The organism is Arthrobacter sp. Ms25 (assembly GCF_059090365.1).
Map to the genome: position 1 here is coordinate 632157 of NZ_JBNHFP010000003.1, position 20302 is coordinate 652458.

Genomic DNA, 20302 nt, shown 5'->3' on the forward strand with positions numbered 1-20302 from the left:
GCCCGTGGCGTTTGGACGGGCGGTGTTACTCCACCTGCGGGCTAAGGGTCACGTCCTCCCCGTCCACCCGTAGCGAGGCGTTGAAGGTGAAGGGCTCCTCGGCCACCAGCGGGCTCTTGTCACCGCTGAACAGGTCAACCTGGGTGGCGGTTACCCGGGCGCTTCCGCTGAGCGGGCTAAGCACCCAGCGGCCTTCCGCCTGGGTCAGCTCGACGTCGGGGTATTCGGTGATGCTCCACCGGATGGGCTGTTCCACCCGGTTGTTGGTGAGGTGGTAGAACGGGCATCCGGGGGGCGCGAGGCGGTCGGCGCCAGTGCAACCGTCGAGGAACTCGCGGATGCCTGCATCGATCTTGGAGACGAGTTCCTTGGTTGCCTCCGGCACCAGGGCGAGCTCGGGATCCGCTTCGGCCGTCATCAGGGCGCTCTGCTCCGGTGCGGCAAGGTATTGGCTCTTGTAGGAGGCGGCAACCCTCGAGACCGGGAAGGCCGCGAACGTATTCGCACCCTCCGGAAGAGCGACCCGGACCCCGTTGAGCGTGGCTTCGCGCAGCGACGGCGCACTCACCTGCACTGTCGGCAGCGTTGCCGGCACGAAGTCCCAGGTGTCAAAGAAGAGCCAGCGTTTCCCGGTGTTTTCCAGCACGAAACGGGTGCTTGCCTCGGACTGGCCGTAGGCATACTCCAACGCCACTTCAACGCGGCCTCCGCCGACGTCCTCGGCCTCTCCGACGCTGCGCACCTGCAGTCCCTTGACCGACGCCCGCAAGGCATCGCCGTCGAGCAATGCTGCATTGGCTTCCGGGACCTGCGCGTTGAGCATGCCCAGCGCCTGTTCACCCTCGCCGTCGGCCAGCTTCTGCAGATAACTCTCGACGTGTTGTTCGGGCCCGTAGGCCTTCACGTTCACGAAGTGGATCACGACGACGGCGGCCGCGATGGTGAGCATAAGGGCAAGCAGCCAGACGGCCACTGCCTTGATTACCGGTGATGTTCCCTGCACCGCTCTTACGTTACCTGCCCGGACCGACGTTGGCCGGAACGGTTCCCCGCTCCGGCCAACGTGTTCGCCCTTCGCCGGCCGACGCCGATCCGGGTGCGGCGGCTAGGATGCGGCCGCGGGGACAGTCTCCTTGGCAGCTGCGATTTCCTCGGCACGGGCGGCGTTGGCTTCCTCGGTCAGCTCGGCACCGGCTGCGGCGTCACGGGTCAGGTTGTCGCCGCTTTCCGGATCGAAGAGGTGGATCTTGCGGGTGTCCAGCCACAGTTCGGCTTCGCGGCCGCCGCGGATCCGGCTCGCGGCGTCCAGCGTCACCACCACCTGCGGCCGCAGTTCATCCGCGTCCATGTCCCGGGCCAGGTTGTCCAGCAGTTCCCGGACCTCTGGCGTCGGGTCGAAATGGATGTAGCCGTACTGCTCGTTGCCCAGCCACTCCGTGTGGGTGATCGGTGCGGTAAACGTGGAGCCGTGATGCAGCTTGCTCTCCTCCACGAGGGAAGCATCCTCGAAGAACTCCGGCCGGATACCCACCAGCACCACCTTCTTGCCGGCGGCCTTGGCGGCCTTCTCCTCCGGAATACGGATATCACCCACGGCGGTCTTCAGGACACCGTTTTCCAATGTTGCAGGCAGGAAGTTCATGGACGGCGAACCGATGAACCCGGCCACGAACAAGTTGATGGGCTGCTCGTAAAGCTCCCGGGGGGAGGCGACCTGCTGCAGGATGCCCTTCTTCAGGACGGCCACCCGGTCGCCCAGCGTCATGGCCTCGGTCTGGTCGTGGGTCACATAGACGCTGGTGGTGCCCAGGCGGCGCTGCATCTGCGCGATCTCCGAACGCATCTGGCCGCGCAGCTTGGCGTCCAGGTTGGAAAGCGGCTCGTCGAAGAGGAAGGCATCGGCCTGCCGGACAATGGCCCGGCCCATCGCCACCCGCTGGCGCTGGCCGCCCGAAAGGTTGGCCGGCTTGCGGTCCAGGTGGTCGGTCAGTTCCAGAGTTGCGGCTGCATCGGTGACCAGCTTCTTCACCTGCTCGTCGTTGTACTTGCCCTTGTTCAGGCGGAGCGGGAAGGCGATGTTTTCATACACGGTCAGGTGCGGATAGAGCGCGTAGTTCTGGAACACCATCGCCAGGTTTCGGTCGCGGGGCGCCTTGTCATTGACCCGCTCGCCGTTGATCAGCAGATCCCCGGAGGTGATGTCCTCCAGTCCCACGATCATGCGGAGCAGCGTTGACTTACCGCAGCCTGAGGGGCCCACCAGGATGATGAACTCGCCGTCGGCAATGTCCAGGCTGACGTCATTGACGGCCGGGAAACCGTCGCCGTACTTCTTGACGAGGTGGTTAAGGGTGATAGATGCCATGGTTTGGGATCCTTTTCTTTCATCCGGGTGCCGCAGGGGATTAGCCCTTGACGGCGCCCTGGGTTAGGCCGGAGACGATTTGGCGCTGGAACGCCAGCACCAGGACAACTACGGGAATGGTGACGATGATCGCCGCGGCGGAAATGGCTCCGGTAGGTTCCTCGAACTGGGAGGCGCCGGTGAAGAACGCCAGTGCCGCCGGGACCGGGCGGGCCGCCTCGGTGGAGGTCAGCGAAATGCCGTACACGAAGTCATTCCAGGCGATGAAGAAGGCAATGATCGCGGTGGTGAACACTCCGGGCGCCGCAAGGGGAACGATGGCCTTGCGGAACGCCTGCCACGTCGTGGCACCGTCCACCTGGGCTGCCTGCTCCAGTTCCCACGGGATCTGCCGGAAGAAGGCCGCCAGGGTCCAGATGGAGATCGGCAGCGTCAGCGACAGGTAGGGAATGATGAGGCCGGGCCAGGTGTCGTAGAGGCCGATATTGCGCCACAGGTTGAACAACGGGGTCACGATGGAGATCACCGGGAAGATCGAGACGCCCAGCGCCGTGGTCAGCACCAGCTTCTTGCCGGGGAAATCCAGCCGGGCAATCGCGTAGGCGCACAGGGTCGCCAGGATGACCGCGATGAACGTGGCAATCAGGCAGATGCCGATGGAGTTGCGCAGGGAACTCAGGAACAGCCCCTGTGCATCGCCCACCAGGATCTGCTCATAGTTGCTCAATGACCAGTTGGTGGGAAGGAAGGTCCCGGAGGTCAGGTCGCTCGGGAGCTTGAACGAGGTCGCCAGGATGGACGCCACCGGGAACAGCGCGTAGAGGATGACCAGAACCGAAATAATGGTCCAGGTTATCCGCCGCTTGGCAGGTGAGGACTTCACTTATTTACCCCCTCGTGCGCCGGAAAGATCCACTTTGAACAGTTTGATGGCGATGAAACAGATGATGATGACGCAGATGAACAGCAGGACCGACACGGCCGAGCCCATGCCGATTTCCAGGCGGGTAATCGAGGTCCGGTAGGCCAGCAGCGAGAGCACTTCGGTGCCGTACGCGCCGTTGGTCATGATGTAGACGTTGTCGAAGATGCGGAAGGCGTCCAGTGCCCGGAACAGGACGGCCACCATGATGGCCGCTTTCATGTTCGGGATGATCACCTTGGACATCCGCTGCCACCAGGTGGCGCCGTCGACCTCTGCCGCTTCGGTCAGTTCACCGGGGACCTGGGCCAGGCCCGCGAGCAGCAGCAGGGAAATGAACGGGGTGGTCTTCCAGATTTCCGAAGCCATGATGACGGACAGCGCCGTCCAGGTATCGGCGAACCAGTTCAGGTCCGCATTTACTCCCGGCACCCAGTCGAACCAGCTGTTGATGTACCCGGAATTGATGTCAAAGGCATAGAACCAGGCGAAGGCGGACACCACGGTGATGATGCCGTACGGCACCAGGATGGCGGTGCGCAGCCAGCCGCGGACGGCCTTCAGTGCGCTGTTCATCACCAGGGCCAGGGCAAAACCGAGGATCAGCTCGATCACGACCGTAATGACCGTAATCAGCACCGTGACACCCAGGTCCCGCCAGAACAGGCCGTCCGAAAGGATGGTGGCGTAATTGCCCAGGCCCACGAACTCCCGGTCCGCCGGAGCGGTCAGGCGGTACTTGAACAATGATTCCCAGAGGGCCAGGAGGATCGGGTAGGCAGTGACGGCCAGCATGATGATGAAGGCAGGACCGGCAAGCCAGAACCCCAGCCGCCGCTCCGCTTTGGCGCGGTCGCTCAGTGGTTGTTTGGTCGGCGTGGACCGGACGGGAGCCTCGCGGACCGCTTCAACGGAAGTGCTCACAGCAGTTTCTCCCCTCTAAGGACTTCGAGGATGAATTCCTGGCTCTCGGCCGGGGTGGAATCGGGGTTTACCTCGCTCGGCGGAGTCCAGGTCTGCTGGATGCCGGTGGAGATTTCGTTGTAGTACGGGGTCTGCGGACGCGGCACGGCCAGCTCCAGAGAATCGCGGATGGTCGGTGCCATCGGGAAGGTCTCTTCAATGCCGGGGGAATTGTAGGCCTCTTCGTTCGACGGCGGGTTGCCGTTGGTCGTGAAGTACTGGGCCTGGTTCTCGGGCGAGACGATGCACTCGATGGCTTCGAATGCCAGGTCCGGGTGCTGGCTGTTGGAACCTACTCCGAGGTTGATGCCGCCCAGCGGGGGAGCCGTCTCCTCACCTTCGTTCATGGCCGGGTACAGGGTCCAGCCGATGTCATCGATGAGGGACTGCGGCAGGGAACCTTCCTCGACCGACGCATTGGTGGCCGGCCAGACGAAGGGGTAGTTGACCATGAACGCGCCCTGGTCGCCCTGGAACTGGATCATGGAGGTGTTCTCTGTCTGCGTGGGCAGCCCGGGACCGCCCAGGCCTTCCTTGCCGATGGTGGAGACCACCTCGGCGGCCTGCTTTCCGGCGTCGGAATCCAGTCCCAGCTGGATTTCATCGGCCGGCGCGTCCGGGTTCTGCACAATCTCGCCGCCGGCCGATGCCACCAGGGCATTGACCCACACGGTCATGGATTCGGCGCGTGCGCCCTGCACGCCGATGAACTTGTCCTGGCTTTGGGCGGCTTCAATGATCTGGTCCCAGGTCACGGGCTTGGTCATATCCAGCTGTGCCGCTTCGGCCACCGACTTGCGGTACCAAAGGATCTGGGTGTTGGCCCAGAACGGGACGGCAACAACCTTGTCTTTCCACTTGGCGCCTTCCAGGGCGCCCTGGAGGACGCCCTCGGTGGTGCGCTCGGCTACGTCGTCGGGGACCGGCGCAAGATAGCCCGGTTCCGCGTACTCCGGCACGTTGGGCGGGTCGAGGCTCATGATGTCCATGCTCTTGTCCCCGGCCGCCAGCCGCCGGGCCAGCTGTTCACGCTGGGATGCTGCGTCGTTGGGCAGCAGGGACGTTTCGATGGTGTACGCACCCCCGGACTCCTCGCTGCACTGCTGCGCGAGTTCTGCCTGCCCGCCCGCGTCCGGGTTGATGTACCAGGTCAATGTGGGTACTGCGCCCTCGTCGGTTCCGCAGCCGGATAGGAGGGTGGCGCCCAGGGCCAGAGCAACGCCGGCAGCAGCCCGTGCCCCTTTCCGGGTCCGCCCCCAGATTCTCGCGTCCTTTGGCATCGGTACTGTGCCTCCACCTCGTCGTAAGGGTCCCCTGCGGCGTTGCAGGAGACGGACCGCACACTAAGCAGCCTTCCGTTTGACCATATGCCTTGAACGTAATTTATGCCACAACCAAACCGGCCAAAACAGGTAAAGCTTCAGGCCAGCAGTGCTGCCGCCAGGGCCAGCACCGGAAGCGAGGCAATGGTGGTCAGCAGGACGGTGTCTTTGGCCACCAGCACGCCTTCCTCGTAGCGCCCCGCGGCAATAAACACGTTCTGTGCAGTGGGCAGTGCAGCGGTCACGACGACGGCGAAAAGCAGGTGCCCCTCCATGCCGAGGACAAAGCGTGCCAGGAGGAAGGCCAGCAGGGGCTGGACCAGCAGCTTGAATGCGGAAGCGACGACGACGTCGACCCGCCTGCCGCCGTCGGCCGTAAGCGGCCGGGAGCCGGCCAGGGAGAGCCCGAAAGCCAGCAGCATGGCGGGAACCGCGGCCCCGCCGATCAGGGATACGGGTTCGTGGATGATTTCGGGCAGCTGCGTGCCGGTGCCCGCGAGAATCAGGCCGATTAGTGAGCCCACGATAATCGGATTGCGCACGATCTGCCCGGCAAAGACCCGGATCGAGGTCCGCCGCCCGCTGGTGGCCGAGTCCATCATCATCAGGAAGAACGGGGTGAAAAAGGCGAGCTGGAAAATCAGCACGGGTGCGATGAACGCCGCGTCTCCCAGGACATACACGCAGATAGGCAGGCCGAGGTTGGCTGCATTGACCAGGGAGGAGGACATGGCCGAGATCAGCATCTCGGGCAGCGGCCGGCGCAGCCACCAGCGGGTTACCAGCACATAGAGGACCGCCGTGGCTACGGCGCTGGCTGCAGCGACCAGCAGCGGCAGCGAGAAAACGGTGTGCAGGTCTGCGTCGCTGAGCGTGATGAGCAGGAGCGCAGGGGAAGCGACAAAGAAAGCCAGGCGGCTGAGAACGGTCTGGGCGTTCTCTCCCAGGACACCGAGCCGGCCGATGCCGTACCCGGTGAGGATGATGATCCAGACAACTGCGAATCCGGTGAGTACCCCCAGCACCGGATGCTGCTAGCCGGCTTCGGCAGGTACGTCCCGGCTGCTGGCCATGGCCTGGGTGTTGCCCAGGGCCAGCGGAGGGCGCTCGGTACCTTCGGTGACGGCTTCGGCCGGGTCTGTTCCCAGCTCCAGGATCCGGTTGGCGGCATCCACGTGGACAACCGTGGGCACGAAGGCCCGGGCCTCTTCGGTGGTCATGTCTGCGTAGGTGATGAGGATGACCGTGTCGCCCACATGCACCAGGTGGGCTGCGGCACCGTTGATGCCCAGCACTCCGGAACCGCGCTCGCCGGCGATGGTGTACGTCTCCAGCCGGGCGCCGTTATCGACGTCGACAATCGAGACAAGCTCTCCGGGGAGGATGTCCGCGGCCTCAAGGAGGTCCAGGTCGACCGTTACGGACCCCACATAGTGGAGGTCGGCATGGGTCACCGTTGCGCGGTGGATCTTGGACTTAAACATTTTCCGGTTCATCGCGGACAAGTCTACGCCGATTGTGCGGATCTTCGAGCAGGGGGTTGACACGCTGACAGCGAAAGTGCAGCGGAAAACGCAGGGCGGGGGCACGTGCATCAGTGCTCCGCAGCGGAGCGGGCGACGGGAATCGAACCCGCGTATCAAGCTTGGGAAGCTAGCGCTCTACCATTGAGCTACGCCCGCAGCGTCCGGAGGAAATCCGGCACAGTCCCTAACTCTACATGGAACCGACCGGTTGCCTAATCCGCTCCCTTGGTGCCGGGGCGCTGCCGGGACACCCGGACTGGACGGGGCGGCCTAGCTGCCCTGGGACTCGCCGGCCTCCGAAGCGGCTCCGGTCCTGGCGCGCTCGACGAGTTCGCGCCAGCTTCCCTTTACCTGCCGCTCCGGGATGGTTACGGCCGCCGGGCCCACGGAAATTTCGTACATGAAGCGGTCCGGCTCATTGTCAGGAGCTTCGGGCGGATTGCTCAGGAGCGGCAGCCATCTCTCGTATGCCTCTTCGGAGCTGACCTGCGTGCTCCAGGTGCGCTGCATGCCTGCAAAGCCGCCGCTGCGCACTACAACCAGTTTCATACCAAGACGTTAACCTCTTTCCACGCGGCCTGAACAGCAGTACTTTCCTCCGCCCCCGCCCCGTAGCGTTTTTCCGCCGCCGTGAGCGTAGCGGCGGCGAAGGCGGCGAAGGTGGCGTCGGCGGGGAAATTGCGCTGGGTGATGGTGTCGTACCAGATCCGGCCGGCGCGCTCCCAGGCGAACCCGCCCAGGGCGGTCGCCGCCAGGTAGAAGGCATGGTTGGGAATTCCGGAGTTGATGTGGACGCCTCCGTTGTCTGCGGAGGTCTTCACAAAGTCCTTCATGGACGCTGGCTGGGGGTCCTTGCCGAGCACGTCGTCGTCGTAGGCAGTGCCGGGTGCTTTCAGCGACCGCAGCGCACGCCCCTGCACAGCGGGGGTAAACAGCCCTTCGCCCACCAGCCAGCTCGCCTGGCCGGCAGTCTCGCCCAGCAGTTTCTGCTCCACGAGTACGCCGAAGACATCCGACACCGATTCGTTGAGGGCCCCGGCCTGGTCGCGGTAATCGAGCTGCGCCGTGTACTGGATGATCCCGTGGGTCAGCTCATGGGCAATGACCGTGAGGGATTTGCTGAAGCGCTCAAACACCTCGCCGTCGCCGTCGCCGAGCACCATCCGGGTGCCGTCCCAGAAGGCGTTGTCATAGGCGCGTCCGTAGTGGACGGTGGCCTCCAGCGCCCGTCCGGCCCCGTCAAGGGAGGACCTGCCGTAGGCGTCGCTGAAGAGGGAGTAGGTGGCGCCGAGGCTGTCGTAGGTTTCATCGACGGCGGGGTCGCCCGTGGCCGGGCCGCCTTCGGAGCGCACCACGGTGCCCGGCAGTTCCTCCAGGCCCAGGGCATCGGAGACGGTGCGGCGCAGCGACGGAGTGAGCGCCGTGCCCGACCCGCGGGCAGGGGCCGGATGCGGCGCTGAACGCGCCGATTCCACCCCTTCAATCCCGGTCAGGGCACGTCGGGCCGCCTTGGCAGCCGTCGCCTTCGCGGGGTCTTCGGCGGCGGCCAGGCGGGCCAGCAGATACGGCGGAACGATGGAACAGATCGAAGCAGTCACGCTCGAGTTGGTCACGGTACAGCCCTCCCTCTGTGGTGAGGTTCCCCAGCGTAGGCGTCGGCACCGACACTGCAAGGGGCAAGCGTGCAAAACGGCATCAAATGGCCATAACGCAACCTAACCGGGTGATTGGAGCCCTTCCGCCGTCGAATCAGTCCCGTTCGGGGCGGGCTGACTCCTGCGCCTGTGCAGCGGTCTGTTCGTAGGCGGCCACGAGGGAGGCGACAACGTCCGGACCGATTTCCAGTCCCACCTCGTGGCCCGGGTTCACGGACATGCCGTACCCGTCAGCGATGCTTCGGATGGTTGCCTCGCCGCTGGCCTTTACGACAACGGGCGCGGCCTCCCGCAGCTGCGCGGGGATGCGCTCCGCTGAGGTGAAGGTGGCTGCCACGGAGTACTCGGCGTCCGGCGCCTTCAGGACCACCGCCTGGAAGCTGGAGGGATCGTCGTCCTTCGTGAGGCGTCCCACGCTGAGCAGTTCCGAGGTCCAGATGACGGACATGACCTCGCGGTTGGTGATCCGGCCCTCGCGGCCGGCGGTGATGGCTTCCTCCAGTGCCGCGCCGGGCGCTTCGGCGTCTTCACGGGCCAGCGGCATGGTCGGGATGTCGGGGGTGTTGTCGGGTTCCACGGGGACTCCTTCAAAGGGATCGGTGCCAAAACTCCAAGTCTGGCATACGGAGCGGATACCGTGGTGGGCATGAGCCCGAACGAGAACACCCGCAGCCTCGAAGCAGGCATTGAACGGGACTTCAGCGACAAGATGAGCTACGGGTCCTACCTTGCCCTGGACGAGCTGCTCACCGCGCAGCATCCGGTGAGCAGCCCGGAGCACCACGACGAGATGCTGTTCATCATCCAGCACCAGACCTCGGAACTGTGGTTGAAGCTCGTCCTGCATGAGCTGCTCGCCGTGCGTGCCCGCCTGGCGGCGGACGACCTTCGCTCGGCTATGAAGGGCATTGCCCGGATCAAGCACATCCAGCGCTCGCTGACGGAGCAGTGGTCCGTGCTGGCAACACTGACCCCGTCCGAGTATTCCGAATTCCGCGATGACCTGGGTGCATCCAGCGGATTCCAGTCCTACCAGTACCGTGCCGTCGAGTTCCTGCTGGGCAACAAGAACGAGGCAATGATTGCCGTGTTTGCGGCAGACCCCGCTGCTCAGGAGCTGCTGTCCGGGCTGCTCTCGGAAACCAGCATCTACGACGAATTTATCCGCTACCTCGCCCGCCGGGGCTACGCAGTGGCGCCCGAACTCCTGGAGCGGGACGTTACCCGGGCGCATGTCTACGACGAGTCGCTGCTGGCGGTCTACAAGTACGTCTACGAAAACCCGACTGCGAACTGGGACGTGTACGAAGCCTGCGAAGAGCTGGTGGACCTGGAGGACAATTTCCAGCTGTGGCGTTTCCGACACCTGAAAACGGTGGAACGCACCATCGGCATGAAGCGGGGAACCGGCGGTTCCAGCGGTGCGGGCTTCCTGCGGCGGGCCCTCGAACTCACGTTTTTCCCGGAGTTATATGCGGTGAGGACAGAAATCGGCCGCTAGGGCATGCGCTATTTTTGAAGAGTGCTGATTTCTGACCGCGACATCCGAGCCGAGATTGCCGACAACCGGATTGCCCTGGACCCCTATGACCCCGCAATGGTCCAGCCTTCCAGCGTCGATGTGCGCATCGACCGCTTCTTCCGGCTCTTCGACAACCATAAGTACGCCCACATTGATCCCTCGCAGGACCAACCCGAGCTGACCCGCCTGGTGGAAGTGGATCCGGATGAACCGTTCATCCTCCACCCCGGCGAGTTCGTCCTGGGCTCCACCTACGAGCAGGTCACCCTTCCGGACGACATCGCCGCGCGGCTGGAAGGCAAGTCCTCGCTCGGACGCCTCGGCCTGCTCACGCACTCCACCGCCGGGTTCATTGACCCCGGTTTCTCCGGCCATGTCACCCTGGAGCTGTCCAACATGGCGACCCTGCCCATCAAGCTGTGGCCCGGCTCGAAGATCGGCCAGCTGTGCTTCTTCCGGCTGAGCTCCCCGGCGGAGCACGCGTACGGCTCCGGCCGCTACGGCAACCGGTACCAGGGGCAGCGGGGCCCGACGGCGTCGCGCAGCCACCTGAACTTCCACCGCACCGATGTCAGCGCTGCCTCGACTGACGAAGACACGGCGGGCATCAGCGCCTCCTAGGGGCCTGGCGGGGAGAGACCGCAGGCCCGTAGGCCGAACCCGTAGCGCTTAGCCCTTATCGGCGGCCGGTGCGGTCCGTGCCGCAGGGGAACGGACCGGAAGCAGGACCAGCAGGCCGGCCAGCAGCACGGCCATGATGCCGATGATGCCGTAGCGCTGGGCTCCGAAGATGACGATGCAGGCGGAGAACAGGGTGGGTGCCAGGAAGCTGACCGCCCGTCCGGTGGTGGCATACAGGCCGAACAGTTCGCCTTCTTTGCCCTCCGGGGCAAGCCGGGCCAGGAATGCGCGGGAGGCGGACTGGGCCGGGCCGACGAACAGGCATAGCAGCAGGCCAAAGATCCAGAAGGTCGTGTCACCGCTCCACTGCAGCCCCAACAGGTCCTGGTCCTCCGGCCCCAGGACCACGATGGCCGTCCCGGCAAGGATCAGCCCGATCAGCGAACCGACAATCACGGCCTTGGGGCCGGCGCGGTCGTCCAGGAACCCGCCGATCACGGAGCCCACGGCAGCGACCACGTTGCCGAAGATGGCAAACATGATCACTTCGGACAGCTCCCAGCCAAAGGTGCCCGCCGCGATGACGCCGCCGAACGTGAACACCGCTGCGAGCCCGTCCCGGAAGACGGCGCTGGCGAGCAGGAAGTAAATGGTGTGCCGGTCGGTCCGGAAGAGGACCTTGATGCGGTGGAACAGCAGCTTGTAGGACGCCAGGATCCCCAACCGCGCCGCCTGGTCCTGCCGGGGGACCTCGGGCACGGCGAACATCAGCGGCAGGGCGAAGAGCAGGAACCAGACGGCGGAAAACAATGCCACCGACCGCAGGTTCAATCCGTTTTCGGCAGTTACCCCGAACCAGCCCACCTCAGGCTGGACGAAACCCACCAGGACCAGGGCCAGTGCGGCAATGCCGCCCACATAGCCCATGGCCCAGCCAAGTCCGCTGATCCTGCCTACGGAAGCCGGAGTGGAGACCTGGCTGAGCATGGCGTTGTAGTTCACGCCGGCAAACTCGAAGAACAGGTTCGCCGCGGCGATCAGGGCCACGCCAAGGATCAGGTAGTTGGGGTTGGGCAGGACAAACCAGCACGCGGCCACCAATGCGCAGGTCAGAAGGGTGTTGATGGTCAGCCATTTGCGGCGGCGTCCGCCCGCGTCCGAGCGCTGGCCGGTGACCGGCGCGAGGACGGCGACGGCGACACCGGCGATTGCAAGAGCCGCACCAAGGACGGCTGAATTCCGATCCGCGTCCCCGAATGAAGCGGACGTCAGGTACACGGTGAACACGAAAGTCGTCATCACGGCGTTGAAGGCCGCAGACCCCCAGTCCCAGGCAGCCCATGCCCCGACCTGCTTCCAGCGCGCAGGTGCCGGCCCCCCGGCTGCCGGGGGTTTAGACGTGTTTTTTGTGCTGAGACTCATGCCGCAGAGCCTAGCGGCTGACGGGCCAGGCAGCGGTATTCAAGGGCTAAAACGCCGGGAACGCTCCGTCCTGCAGAACGGCCCGAATAGGAGGAGGCACATGTGGCATGGGTAGAATGGATGTACCGACCTTGACCGCCCCCTTGATAACTACAGCGATAACCACAGCGACAGCTACGGCTGTCCACCGCTGCGACGTCGACAAAAGCCCGGGAGATCATAGTGCTGTTTGTGCTCACCGTTATGTTTGCGGTGGCACTAGTAGCGCCCTTGTTGTTCCGCCGCATCGGCAGGTCGGCCTTCTACGTCCTGGCGGCCTTCCCCGCCGCCGCGTTTGTCTGGCTGATGGTGACTTTCCGCAGCTACACGGGCGCGGACCAGACGTTGGCCTCCGGTGCACCGAACGCGCCGCCGTCCGTCACCATTGCCTGGATTCCGGACCTGCGGGTGGAGCTCGCCTTCCGGATGGACACCCTTGCGGCTGTGCTGTCCATCCTGATCCTCGGCGTGGGCGCCTTGGTCCTGTTCTACTGTGCCCGGTACTTCCGGCCCAATGACCCGAAAATGGGCAGCTTCGGTGCCCAGCTGCTGGCCTTCGCTGCCGCAATGTTCGGCCTGGTTACGGCAGATGACCTGATCCTGCTGTTCATTTTCTGGGAACTGACCACCATCCTTTCCTACCTGCTGATCGGGTACGCGGCGCACCGGCTCTCCGCCCGCCGTGCGGCCCTGCAAGCCCTGATCGTCACCACCTTCGGCGGCCTGACCATGCTGGTCGGCATGATCATGCTCGGCACCGCTGCCGGGACGTACCGGATTTCGGAGATCATGGCGCAGGCACCGGAACTGGTGCAGGCCGGGACCCTGGTCGACGTGGCCATTGCCCTCCTTCTGGTCGGTGCCGTCTCGAAGTCCGCGCTGGTGCCCTTCCACTTCTGGCTGCCTGCGGCCATGGCGGCTCCCACCCCGGTCAGCGCCTACCTGCATGCCGCGGCCATGGTGAAGGCCGGCATCTACCTGATTGCCCGGCTGGCCCCCGGTTTCTCCGAGACGCTGCTGTGGCACCCGATGGTGCTGGTGCTGGGCCTGGCGACCATGCTGCTGGGCGGTTGGCGCGCCCTGCGCCAGTACGACATCAAACTGATCCTCGCCTACGGCACGGTCAGCCAGCTCGGCTTCCTCACGCTGGTGGTGGGCCTGGGCAACCGTGAGGCCGCCGTCGCCGGAATGGGCATGCTCCTGGCACACGGCTTCTTCAAGGCGACCCTGTTCCTGGTGGTCGGCATCATTGACCACCAGGCCGGAACCCGGGACATCCGCAAACTCTCCGGCATCTTTCGTGCAGCGCCGAAGCTCGCCGTCGTCGCCGTCATCGGTGCTGCGTCCATGGCGGGTGTGCCGCCGCTCCTCGGGTACGTGGCCAAGGAATCGATTTACGAAACGTTTGTACATTACGGCGAGCAGCAGGGCACCATCGCGGCGTGGCTCCTGCTCGCTGGCGTGGTGACGGGTTCCATGCTGACCTTTGCCTACAGTGCCCGCTTCATCTGGGGTGCTTTCGCCGCCAAGGAGGGCTGCGCGCCCACCCCGTTCAAGACGGTGTCCTGGTCCTTCCTCGCGGCTCCGGCGATCCTGGCCGGCGTCACGGTGCTCTTCGGGCTCTGGCCCGCACCGCTGGATACCGCGATTGCCTCCTACGCGGATCTCTTCCCGGCGGAAGGCAAACCCACCCACTTGGCCCTCTGGCACGGCCTGACCCCGGCGCTTGGACTGACCGCGCTCACGCTCGGCGTCGGCGTCGTCCTGTTCCTGATGGCCCGGCAGGTGGAATCCCTCCAGCGGGACGTCGCGTCCCCGCTTGACGCCGAGCGGTCCTACCGCGGCACCATCGGGGTGCTCGACGACGTCGCCGTATGGGTAACCGGACGCACGCAGCGCGGTTCGCTGACGTTCTACCTGTTCGTCATCCTGACCATGGCGATCCTCACGCCGATGACGGCCCTGATCCTGCGGTCCGCGCCCATGCCGGATAACTTCCGCCTGTACGACACCCCGCTGCAGGCGGTGGTCGGAGCGGCGGTTGTCCTGGGTGCCGTTGCCGCGGCCCGTGCTACCAAGCGGTTCCTTGCGGTGCTGATGGTTTCCGTCAGCGGTTACGGCATCGCCCTGATCTTCGCCCTGCAGGGCGCTCCGGACCTGGCCCTGACCCAGATGCTCGTCGAGACGATTGTGCTGGTCGCCTTTGTGCTGGCCCTGCGGTCCCTGCCCGCCCGCCTGTGGAAGCGCGAACCCAAGCGCCACCGTTTCCTGCGGGCGCTGCTGGGCATCGTCTTCGGTGCCAGCATGGTCGTGTTCGCCATGACCGCCATGGCCTCCCGCGTCGCCGCGCCCGTATCCCTCGATTTCCCGGAGCTGGCCTACGAGGGCGGCGGCGGGTCCAACATCGTCAACGTCACCCTGGTCGATATCCGCGCCTGGGACACGTTCGGCGAAATCACCGTGCTGGCCATCGCGGCCACGGGCCTTGCCTCCCTGATCTTCGTCCGCGGACGCGGCGACAAGCGGCGCCGGGCAGAGGGCGTGGCCAGCGGTTCCGTGGACCGCGGCCGGGAGCAGTTCGCCCCCACCGGACGCCGCGAGGCCACCCTCGCCCTCGCTCGGAAATTCTCCAGCGTAGGCCGCGACGCCTGGCTGGTGGCGGGACGGACCCTGGCACCCGAGCGCCGGTCCATCATCTTCGAGGTCATCACCCGGCTGCTGTTCCACTCCGTCATGCTGTTCTCGGTCTATTTGCTGATCGCCGGGCACAATGCGCCCGGCGGCGGATTCGCCGGCGGGCTGATGGCCGGGCTGGCGCTGACCATCCGCTACCTGGCCGGCGGGCGCTTCGAGCTGGCCGAAGCCAGCCCGGTCAGTGCCGGTACGCTGCTGGGCGGCGGTCTGGGCGTGATTGCCCTGTCCGCCGCGGCACCGCTGTTCTTCGGCGGGCAGATCCTGCAGAGCATGATCCTCAAGTTCACCTGGCCGGTCTTCGGAGAGGTCAAATTCGTCACCTCCACGATCTTCGACATCGGCGTGTACCTGGTGGTGGTGGGGCTGGTGCTGGATGTCCTGCGCAGCCTCGGCTCGGAAATCGACGAGCGGAGCGAGGGCGATGCCGACGACGACGACGAGGACATTGTGGAGGAACCGCAGATCATCGAGCTTGCTTCCCGGGCCGACGCCGGCGACGGACCCCGGCCCGAAGAGGAAGAGGTGGCACGGTGACGGTGAACCTCACCCTCCTGCTGGTTATGGGCTGCCTGTATGCGGCCGGCATCTACCTGCTGCTTGAGCGGAGCCTGACGCGTGTGGTGCTGGGCCTGGCCATGCTCACCAACGCAACGAATATCCTGCTGCTCGCCACGGGCGGACCGGCGGGCCTGGCTCCGATCTTCAACAAGGACATCGCGCCGGACGCCTACAACGATCCGCTCCCGCAGGCGTTCATCCTGACCTCGATCGTGATCTCCTTCTCGGTGACGGCCTTTATGCTCGGCATCATTTACCGGTCCTGGGTACTGGGCCGGCAGGACGAGGTCCAGGACGATATCGAGGACCGGCGCGTGGCCAGCCAGAGCAGCTTCGACGCCGAAGACGACGCGGACGTCCCGGAGGACACCACGGAATTCACACCGCCGGAGGAAGCCGAAGAGGCTCCCGGCTCCCAGCGCAGCAACACACCAAACGGACCGGAGGTGACACGATGACCACAGCCAGCCTTGCCCCGTTGGCGGTGGTGCTGCCGGTCCTCGGTGCGGCCCTCGCGTTCATCCTGATCCGCCACCAGCGCTCCCAGCGTGCAGTGAGCATCAGTATCCTCAGTGTCACCCTGGTCCTGGAGATTATCCTGCTGGGGTCGGTCTGGCAGTCCGGGGCGCAGGCCGTCAACCTGGGTGCCTGGCTTCCGCCGTTCGGCATCACGATGGTGGTGGACCAGTTCTCGGCACTGATGCTGGTGGTCTCTTCGGCGATCAGCCTGTCGGTGCTGATCTACGCGACCGGCCAGGGTATGGCCGACGGCGACGAAGACGGACCCATTTCCATCTTCCATCCCACCTACCTGATCCTCGTCGCCGGGGTGTCCAACGCCTTCCTGGCCGGGGACCTGTTCAATCTGTATGTCGGCTTCGAGATCCTGCTGACCGCCAGCTACGTCCTGATGACCCTCGGCGGGACCACGCCGCGCATCCGGGCCGGCGTGACCTACGTTGTGGTCAGCGTGGTGTCCTCGCTGCTGTTCCTGATCTCCATTGCCATGATCTACGCCGCCACCGGAACCGTGAACATGGCTGACCTGGCGCTGAAACTCGGCGACCTCGACCCGGCGACGCAGCTGATGCTGCACCTGATGCTGCTGGTGGCGTTCGGCATCAAGGCCGCTGTCTTCCCGCTGTCCTTCTGGCTGCCGGACTCCTACCCCACCGCCCCGGCCCCGGTCACCGCCGTGTTCGCGGGCCTGCTGACCAAGGTGGGCGTCTACGCCATGGTCCGCACCGAGACCCTGCTCTTCCCCGGGGACCGGATCAACACGCTGCTGATGGTGGTGGCGGGGCTGACCATGCTGGTGGGCATCCTGGGTGCCCTGGCGCAGACCGACATTAAACGTATGCTCTCCTTCACCCTGGTAAGCCACATCGGCTACATGGTCTTCGGCTTGGCCATCGCATCCGTGGTCGGCATCGGTTCCGCCGTGTTCTACGTGGTGCACCACATTACGGTGCAGACATCGCTGTTCATGGTCACGGGCCTGATCGAACGCCGCGGCGGCACCGCCAACATGGACCGGCTCGGCGGCCTCGCCAAACTCGCGCCGCTGCTGGCCGTCCTGTACTTCATCCCGGCCATCAACCTCGCCGGCATCCCGCCGTTCTCCGGGTTCCTGGGCAAACTCGGCCTGATGCAGGCCGGCGTGGAACTGGGCACCCCGCTGGCATACGTCCTGGTGGGTGCGGGCGCCGCCACCAGCCTGCTGACCCTGCTGGTGATGGCGCGGGTGTGGAACCGCGCGTTCTGGCGTACCCCCGAGGACGCCGTGCACCCGGACCCCATTCTGCTGGCCACCAGCACCGACGGTTCCAGCCTGCGCAGCTCCGAGCATGTCATCGAGCACGCCACGGGGCGCTTCTCCGGCAGGGAATCCGTGGACCTGCTGCCCCGTACCATGGTCTACCCCACGGTGGGCCTGGTTGCCCTCGGCGTCGCCCTCACGGTGGCCGCCGGACCGCTGTTTTCGCTCAGCGACGACGCCGCGCGGGACCTGCTGGACCGGACACCGTACATTGAAGCCGTGCTCGGCGAGGGGGCCGCCCAGTGACCAAGGAAGCACGCATGCGCAAGCGGTCGCGCGTCCCGCTCCTGCAGGAGCTGCCCCTGCTGATTTGGCTGGTGTTCCTGTGGGGCGCGCTCTGGCAGGACTTCAGTGCCGGCAACCTGATCTTCGGGGCCGCCATCGCCTTTGTCGTGGCGAACATCTTCTATCTCCCGCCCGTGGAGCTCAGCGGCAGATTCAACCCGTTCTACGCGGTCGCCTTCGCGGGGCGCTTCCTTTACAAGCTGGTGCAGGCAAGCATCCATGTGTTCCGGCTGGCCCTTGTCCGCGGCCCGCGGATCCGCAACGGCGTCATCGGGGTGAAGCTGCGCAGCCGGTCGGACCTTTTGGTCACGGCCACCGGCCATGTGCTGTCCCTGATCCCGGGTTCGCTGATTGTCGACGTCGACCGCTCCACCTCGACTCTCTACCTGCACGCCCTGGACGTGTCCACGGCGGAACAGGCCGAAAGGGTGCGGGCGGATGCCCTGAACGCGGAAGCCTGGCTGATCCGCATACTCGGAACCAAAGAGGAGCTGGCCGCCCTGCGCGCCGAAACAGAAGAAACACGGGAACGAAAGATCGGAGGCCGGGCATGATGACCGTAGCCGTGGTGGCAGTGTCCGTCATGTTGGCCGTGTCCGGCGCCGGCGCCATCTACCGGATTGCCCGCGGCCCCTCGATCCTGGACCGGGTGCTGGCATCGGACGTACTGCTGGCCATTGTCGGGGCTGCCCTGATCACCGACATGATCGTCTACCGCAACCTGGACTACCTGGCGCTGGTGGTCGCCATCTCCCTCATCGGCTTCATCGGTTCCGTGACGGTGGCCCGCTTCGTGACGGATCGGCGGTAGCACCATGGAAGAGACCGTCTATGACGCCATCGTGGCCGTATTGATGATCGGCGGGGCTTCAATGTCCCTGGCCGCCGCCGTCGGCCTGATCCGCTTCCCGGACCTGCTCAGCCGGATGCACGCTGCCACCAAACCCCAGGTGCTCGGGCTGCTCCTGTTCCTGCTGGCCCTGGCTGTGGAATTCCGGAGCTGGAAGCTGCTGCCCATCCTGTTCGTGGCCTGGATCTTCATGCTCCTGACCGCACCGGTTTCCGCCCACATGGTGGGCCGCGCCGGGTACCGGACCAAGCACCTGCGGCCGGAACTGCTGGTGATCGACGAGCTGGACGACGTCGTCGAGCGGGCACAGCGCCTGCTCCGGGAGGCGGAAGAGGACGAGGCCCTCGAAGACGAGGACGATGATCCGCGCGTGGATGACGATCCCGGGCACCGGTATACCGGGGAGCTCGACGACGACGAGCTGCTGCGTGCCCGCGGAAGTGCCGGGGACGGCTTAAACAGCGACGCCCAGCGCCCGGAGAAAACCCCGAGGGCTGAGCGCGGCTCCTCCGCCTGCGGCAGAGGCAAGGACGGTGCGGCCTAGACGATTTCCGGAGTCTTCTGGTAGCGCTGGATAGCCCGCTGCGTACCCCGGTTCGTCAGCACGCGGATGACGGAGCTGACGGCGCCCGAGACCACTGCGAAAGCCACGGCTGAGCGGAGGCTGTTTTCCAGGCTGCCTTCGGCATCCTTGGGCGGCTCGTTGCCGGTGGCCTTGGTCCAGACGAAGTCCAGCACCTTGGCGGCGACGATGCCGGAGAGGACACTCGCTCCGGTTCCCAGCAGTTTGAGGATCAGGTTCATGAATACTCCTAGCTTCGGGCGTTTTCCCTAACCCTACGGTACCCGTCTGCCCGTCGCCGGATCGGGGGTGCGTGTGTAGAGTGGAACCGCAAACATACGACAGGGGAGCGCCGTCCCGCAGCAGGTCTTCGGACCGCGAAGGAAAAGGCGCTGAGAGTGCGGGTAGCCGCAGACCCTCGAACCTGATCCGGTTAGTACCGGCGAAGGGAGTCGAGAGCTCAGGGAATTCCCCGTTGGCCGGTAACGGCCTGCGGGGGAGTGCGCCGGTTTCGCGGCGCAGTATCTCCCTCCCCTCCTGATATCAGGAGGATATTCATGAAAGACCTTTCCGCAGCACCGCACCACACCCGGCCTGCAGCCTCGAGGCGTACCTGGCGGGTGGTCGACATTGTTGTTGCCTCCGTCCTTGCGGTGGCCGTCGGCGTGATCTTCTGGGCCTGGTCCCTGGGCTATGCCGGGATCAGCGCCCTCACCGCAGCTTTTCCGCCGCTCGCAGGGCTCTATACCGGAGGGTGGCTGATTGCCGGGGTGCTGGGCGGGCTCATCATCCGCAAACCCGGTGCGGCAATCTACTGCGAAATGCTGGCCGCGGCCGTTTCGGGCGTGCTGGGCACGCAGTTCGGCCTTTCCGTCCTGCTGTCCGGCTTCCTGCAGGGCCTGGGCGCCGAACTGGTGTTCCTGCTCTTCCTGTACCGCCGGTTCTCCCTGCCCGTGGCGCTGCTCGCCGGCCTGGGCGCGGGCCTGTTCCTCGGCCTGAGTGAAAACGTCCTGTACAACGTGGAATGGGCCGCACAGTGGCAGCTGCTCTACGTCCTGCTCACCTGCCTTTCCGGTGCGGTCATCGCCGGCGGCCTGTCCTGGCTGGCGGTCCGGGCGCTGGCCCGGACAGGTGCACTCGCCCCGTTCGCGTCCGGCCGGACGGGAACGGCGTAGCG

21 protein-coding genes, 1 tRNA gene and 1 riboswitch are annotated in these 20302 nt (G+C 65.4%); of the genes, 9 read left to right on the plus strand and 13 right to left on the minus strand.

Annotated elements, in window-relative coordinates:
• Positions 1-25 precede the first annotated feature (25 nt).
• From AC5RT8_RS11185 to AC5RT8_RS11235, 11 genes are all read right to left on the minus strand, one after another.
• Positions 26-1003 carry a hypothetical protein gene (locus AC5RT8_RS11185; RefSeq protein WP_494095775.1) on the minus strand — a complete coding sequence of 326 codons (978 nt, stop codon included), beginning with the start codon at positions 1001-1003 and terminating at the stop codon, positions 26-28.
• A 102-nt stretch (positions 1004-1105) separates the two neighbouring features.
• Positions 1106-2365: an ABC transporter ATP-binding protein gene (locus AC5RT8_RS11190; protein WP_494095776.1), complete on the minus strand. Its 1260-nt coding sequence runs from the start codon at positions 2363-2365 to the stop codon at positions 1106-1108.
• A 40-nt stretch (positions 2366-2405) separates the two neighbouring features.
• Positions 2406-3248: a carbohydrate ABC transporter permease gene (locus AC5RT8_RS11195; protein ID WP_494095777.1), complete on the minus strand. Its 843-nt coding sequence runs from the start codon at positions 3246-3248 to the stop codon at positions 2406-2408.
• Complete coding sequence (locus AC5RT8_RS11200; RefSeq protein WP_494095778.1) at positions 3249-4211, minus strand: carbohydrate ABC transporter permease; 963 nt, start codon at positions 4209-4211, stop codon at positions 3249-3251.
• Positions 4208-5530 carry an extracellular solute-binding protein gene (locus AC5RT8_RS11205; protein WP_494095779.1) on the minus strand — a complete coding sequence of 441 codons (1323 nt, stop codon included), beginning with the start codon at positions 5528-5530 and terminating at the stop codon, positions 4208-4210. The genes AC5RT8_RS11200 and AC5RT8_RS11205 overlap by 4 nt, the downstream gene beginning before the upstream one ends.
• A gap of 140 nt (positions 5531-5670) precedes the next feature.
• Positions 5671-6597 carry an AEC family transporter gene (locus AC5RT8_RS11210; RefSeq protein WP_494095780.1) on the minus strand — a complete coding sequence of 309 codons (927 nt, stop codon included), beginning with the start codon at positions 6595-6597 and terminating at the stop codon, positions 5671-5673.
• Between the two features lie 9 nt (positions 6598-6606).
• Positions 6607-7068, minus strand: coding sequence for an aspartate 1-decarboxylase (gene panD, locus AC5RT8_RS11215; protein WP_494095781.1), 462 nt, complete (start codon positions 7066-7068; stop codon positions 6607-6609).
• A 115-nt stretch (positions 7069-7183) separates the two neighbouring features.
• Positions 7184-7254, minus strand: a tRNA-Gly gene (locus AC5RT8_RS11220).
• Between the two features lie 114 nt (positions 7255-7368).
• Positions 7369-7647, minus strand: a complete 279-nt coding sequence (locus tag AC5RT8_RS11225) for a protealysin inhibitor emfourin (protein ID WP_494095782.1) — start codon at positions 7645-7647, stop codon at positions 7369-7371.
• Positions 7644-8711: a M4 family metallopeptidase gene (locus tag AC5RT8_RS11230; protein WP_494095783.1), complete on the minus strand. Its 1068-nt coding sequence runs from the start codon at positions 8709-8711 to the stop codon at positions 7644-7646. The genes AC5RT8_RS11225 and AC5RT8_RS11230 overlap by 4 nt, the downstream gene beginning before the upstream one ends.
• Before the next feature lie 136 nt (positions 8712-8847).
• On the minus strand, positions 8848-9330 hold the full coding sequence (locus AC5RT8_RS11235) for an SseB family protein (protein ID WP_494095784.1): 483 nt from the start codon (positions 9328-9330) through the stop codon (positions 8848-8850).
• Between the two features lie 69 nt (positions 9331-9399).
• Between AC5RT8_RS11235 and AC5RT8_RS11240 the strand changes: the two genes are divergently transcribed.
• Together AC5RT8_RS11240 and dcd are read left to right on the plus strand one after the other, a co-directional pair.
• Positions 9400-10254 carry a tryptophan 2,3-dioxygenase gene (locus AC5RT8_RS11240; RefSeq protein WP_494095785.1) on the plus strand — a complete coding sequence of 285 codons (855 nt, stop codon included), beginning with the start codon at positions 9400-9402 and terminating at the stop codon, positions 10252-10254.
• Positions 10255-10275: 21 nt separating this feature from the next.
• Complete coding sequence (gene dcd, locus AC5RT8_RS11245; RefSeq protein ID WP_494095786.1) at positions 10276-10896, plus strand: dCTP deaminase; 621 nt, start codon at positions 10276-10278, stop codon at positions 10894-10896.
• 48 nt (positions 10897-10944) lie between these two features.
• On the opposite strand, the gene AC5RT8_RS11250 is transcribed toward dcd, so the two are convergent.
• Positions 10945-12318, minus strand: a complete 1374-nt coding sequence (locus tag AC5RT8_RS11250) for an MFS transporter (protein WP_494095787.1) — start codon at positions 12316-12318, stop codon at positions 10945-10947.
• 222 nt (positions 12319-12540) lie between these two features.
• On the opposite strand from AC5RT8_RS11250, the gene AC5RT8_RS11255 reads away from it, so the two are divergent.
• The 6 genes from AC5RT8_RS11255 to mnhG are packed head-to-tail and all read left to right on the plus strand — an operon-like array spanning position 12541 to position 19107.
• The gene (locus tag AC5RT8_RS11255) at positions 12541-15585 is read left to right on the plus strand and encodes a Na+/H+ antiporter subunit A (protein ID WP_494095788.1); all 3045 of its coding nucleotides are present in this window, start codon (positions 12541-12543) and stop codon (positions 15583-15585) included.
• Complete coding sequence (locus AC5RT8_RS11260; RefSeq protein ID WP_494095789.1) at positions 15582-16067, plus strand: Na(+)/H(+) antiporter subunit C; 486 nt, start codon at positions 15582-15584, stop codon at positions 16065-16067. Before AC5RT8_RS11255 ends, AC5RT8_RS11260 begins: the two co-directional genes overlap by 4 nt.
• Positions 16064-17674: a Na+/H+ antiporter subunit D gene (locus AC5RT8_RS11265; protein ID WP_494095790.1), complete on the plus strand. Its 1611-nt coding sequence runs from the start codon at positions 16064-16066 to the stop codon at positions 17672-17674. The genes AC5RT8_RS11260 and AC5RT8_RS11265 overlap by 4 nt, the downstream gene beginning before the upstream one ends.
• A gap of 14 nt (positions 17675-17688) precedes the next feature.
• A complete protein-coding gene (locus AC5RT8_RS11270; protein WP_494095791.1) occupies positions 17689-18267 on the plus strand; it encodes a Na+/H+ antiporter subunit E in 579 nt (192 codons plus the stop codon).
• A complete protein-coding gene (locus AC5RT8_RS11275; RefSeq protein ID WP_494095792.1) occupies positions 18264-18524 on the plus strand; it encodes an MrpF/PhaF family protein in 261 nt (86 codons plus the stop codon). The genes AC5RT8_RS11270 and AC5RT8_RS11275 overlap by 4 nt, the downstream gene beginning before the upstream one ends.
• Positions 18525-18528: 4 nt before the next feature.
• Positions 18529-19107, plus strand: a complete 579-nt coding sequence (mnhG, locus tag AC5RT8_RS11280; RefSeq protein ID WP_494095793.1) for a monovalent cation/H(+) antiporter subunit G — start codon at positions 18529-18531, stop codon at positions 19105-19107.
• Here the strand turns inward: mnhG and AC5RT8_RS11285 are convergent.
• A complete protein-coding gene (locus AC5RT8_RS11285; RefSeq protein WP_494095794.1) occupies positions 19104-19367 on the minus strand; it encodes a DUF4235 domain-containing protein in 264 nt (87 codons plus the stop codon). The two genes, mnhG and AC5RT8_RS11285, sit on opposite strands and share 4 nt — an antisense overlap.
• Positions 19368-19458: 91 nt before the next feature.
• Positions 19459-19593: riboswitch (TPP riboswitch) on the plus strand.
• Positions 19594-19682: 89 nt separating this feature from the next.
• Here AC5RT8_RS11285 and AC5RT8_RS11290 point away from each other — a divergent pair.
• Positions 19683-20300 (plus strand): ECF transporter S component, encoded by a 618-nt coding sequence (locus AC5RT8_RS11290; RefSeq protein ID WP_494095795.1) that lies wholly within the window; start codon positions 19683-19685, stop codon positions 20298-20300.
• Positions 20301-20302 lie beyond the last annotated feature (2 nt).

Excerpts from the sequence above, each read along its gene's own strand:
- AC5RT8_RS11250 (WP_494095787.1), bottom strand. The coding sequence starts at position 12,318 with ATGAGTCTCAGCACAAAAAACACGTCTAAACCCCCGGCAGCCGGGGGG.
- AC5RT8_RS11270 (WP_494095791.1), top strand. The coding sequence starts at position 17,689 with ATGCGCAAGCGGTCGCGCGTCCCGCTCCTGCAGGAGCTGCCCCTGCTG.
- AC5RT8_RS11240 (WP_494095785.1), top strand. The coding sequence starts at position 9,400 with ATGAGCCCGAACGAGAACACCCGCAGCCTCGAAGCAGGCATTGAACGG.
- AC5RT8_RS11190 (WP_494095776.1), bottom strand. The coding sequence starts at position 2,365 with ATGGCATCTATCACCCTTAACCACCTCGTCAAGAAGTACGGCGACGGT.
- AC5RT8_RS11275 (WP_494095792.1), top strand. The coding sequence starts at position 18,264 with ATGATGACCGTAGCCGTGGTGGCAGTGTCCGTCATGTTGGCCGTGTCC.
- AC5RT8_RS11290 (WP_494095795.1), top strand. The coding sequence starts at position 19,683 with ATGAAAGACCTTTCCGCAGCACCGCACCACACCCGGCCTGCAGCCTCG.
- AC5RT8_RS11205 (WP_494095779.1), bottom strand. The coding sequence starts at position 5,530 with ATGCCAAAGGACGCGAGAATCTGGGGGCGGACCCGGAAAGGGGCACGG.
- AC5RT8_RS11265 (WP_494095790.1), top strand. The coding sequence starts at position 16,064 with ATGACCACAGCCAGCCTTGCCCCGTTGGCGGTGGTGCTGCCGGTCCTC.
- AC5RT8_RS11285 (WP_494095794.1), bottom strand. The coding sequence starts at position 19,367 with ATGAACCTGATCCTCAAACTGCTGGGAACCGGAGCGAGTGTCCTCTCC.
- mnhG (WP_494095793.1), top strand. The coding sequence starts at position 18,529 with ATGGAAGAGACCGTCTATGACGCCATCGTGGCCGTATTGATGATCGGC.
- AC5RT8_RS11225 (WP_494095782.1), bottom strand. The coding sequence starts at position 7,647 with ATGAAACTGGTTGTAGTGCGCAGCGGCGGCTTTGCAGGCATGCAGCGC.
- panD (WP_494095781.1), bottom strand. The coding sequence starts at position 7,068 with ATGAACCGGAAAATGTTTAAGTCCAAGATCCACCGCGCAACGGTGACC.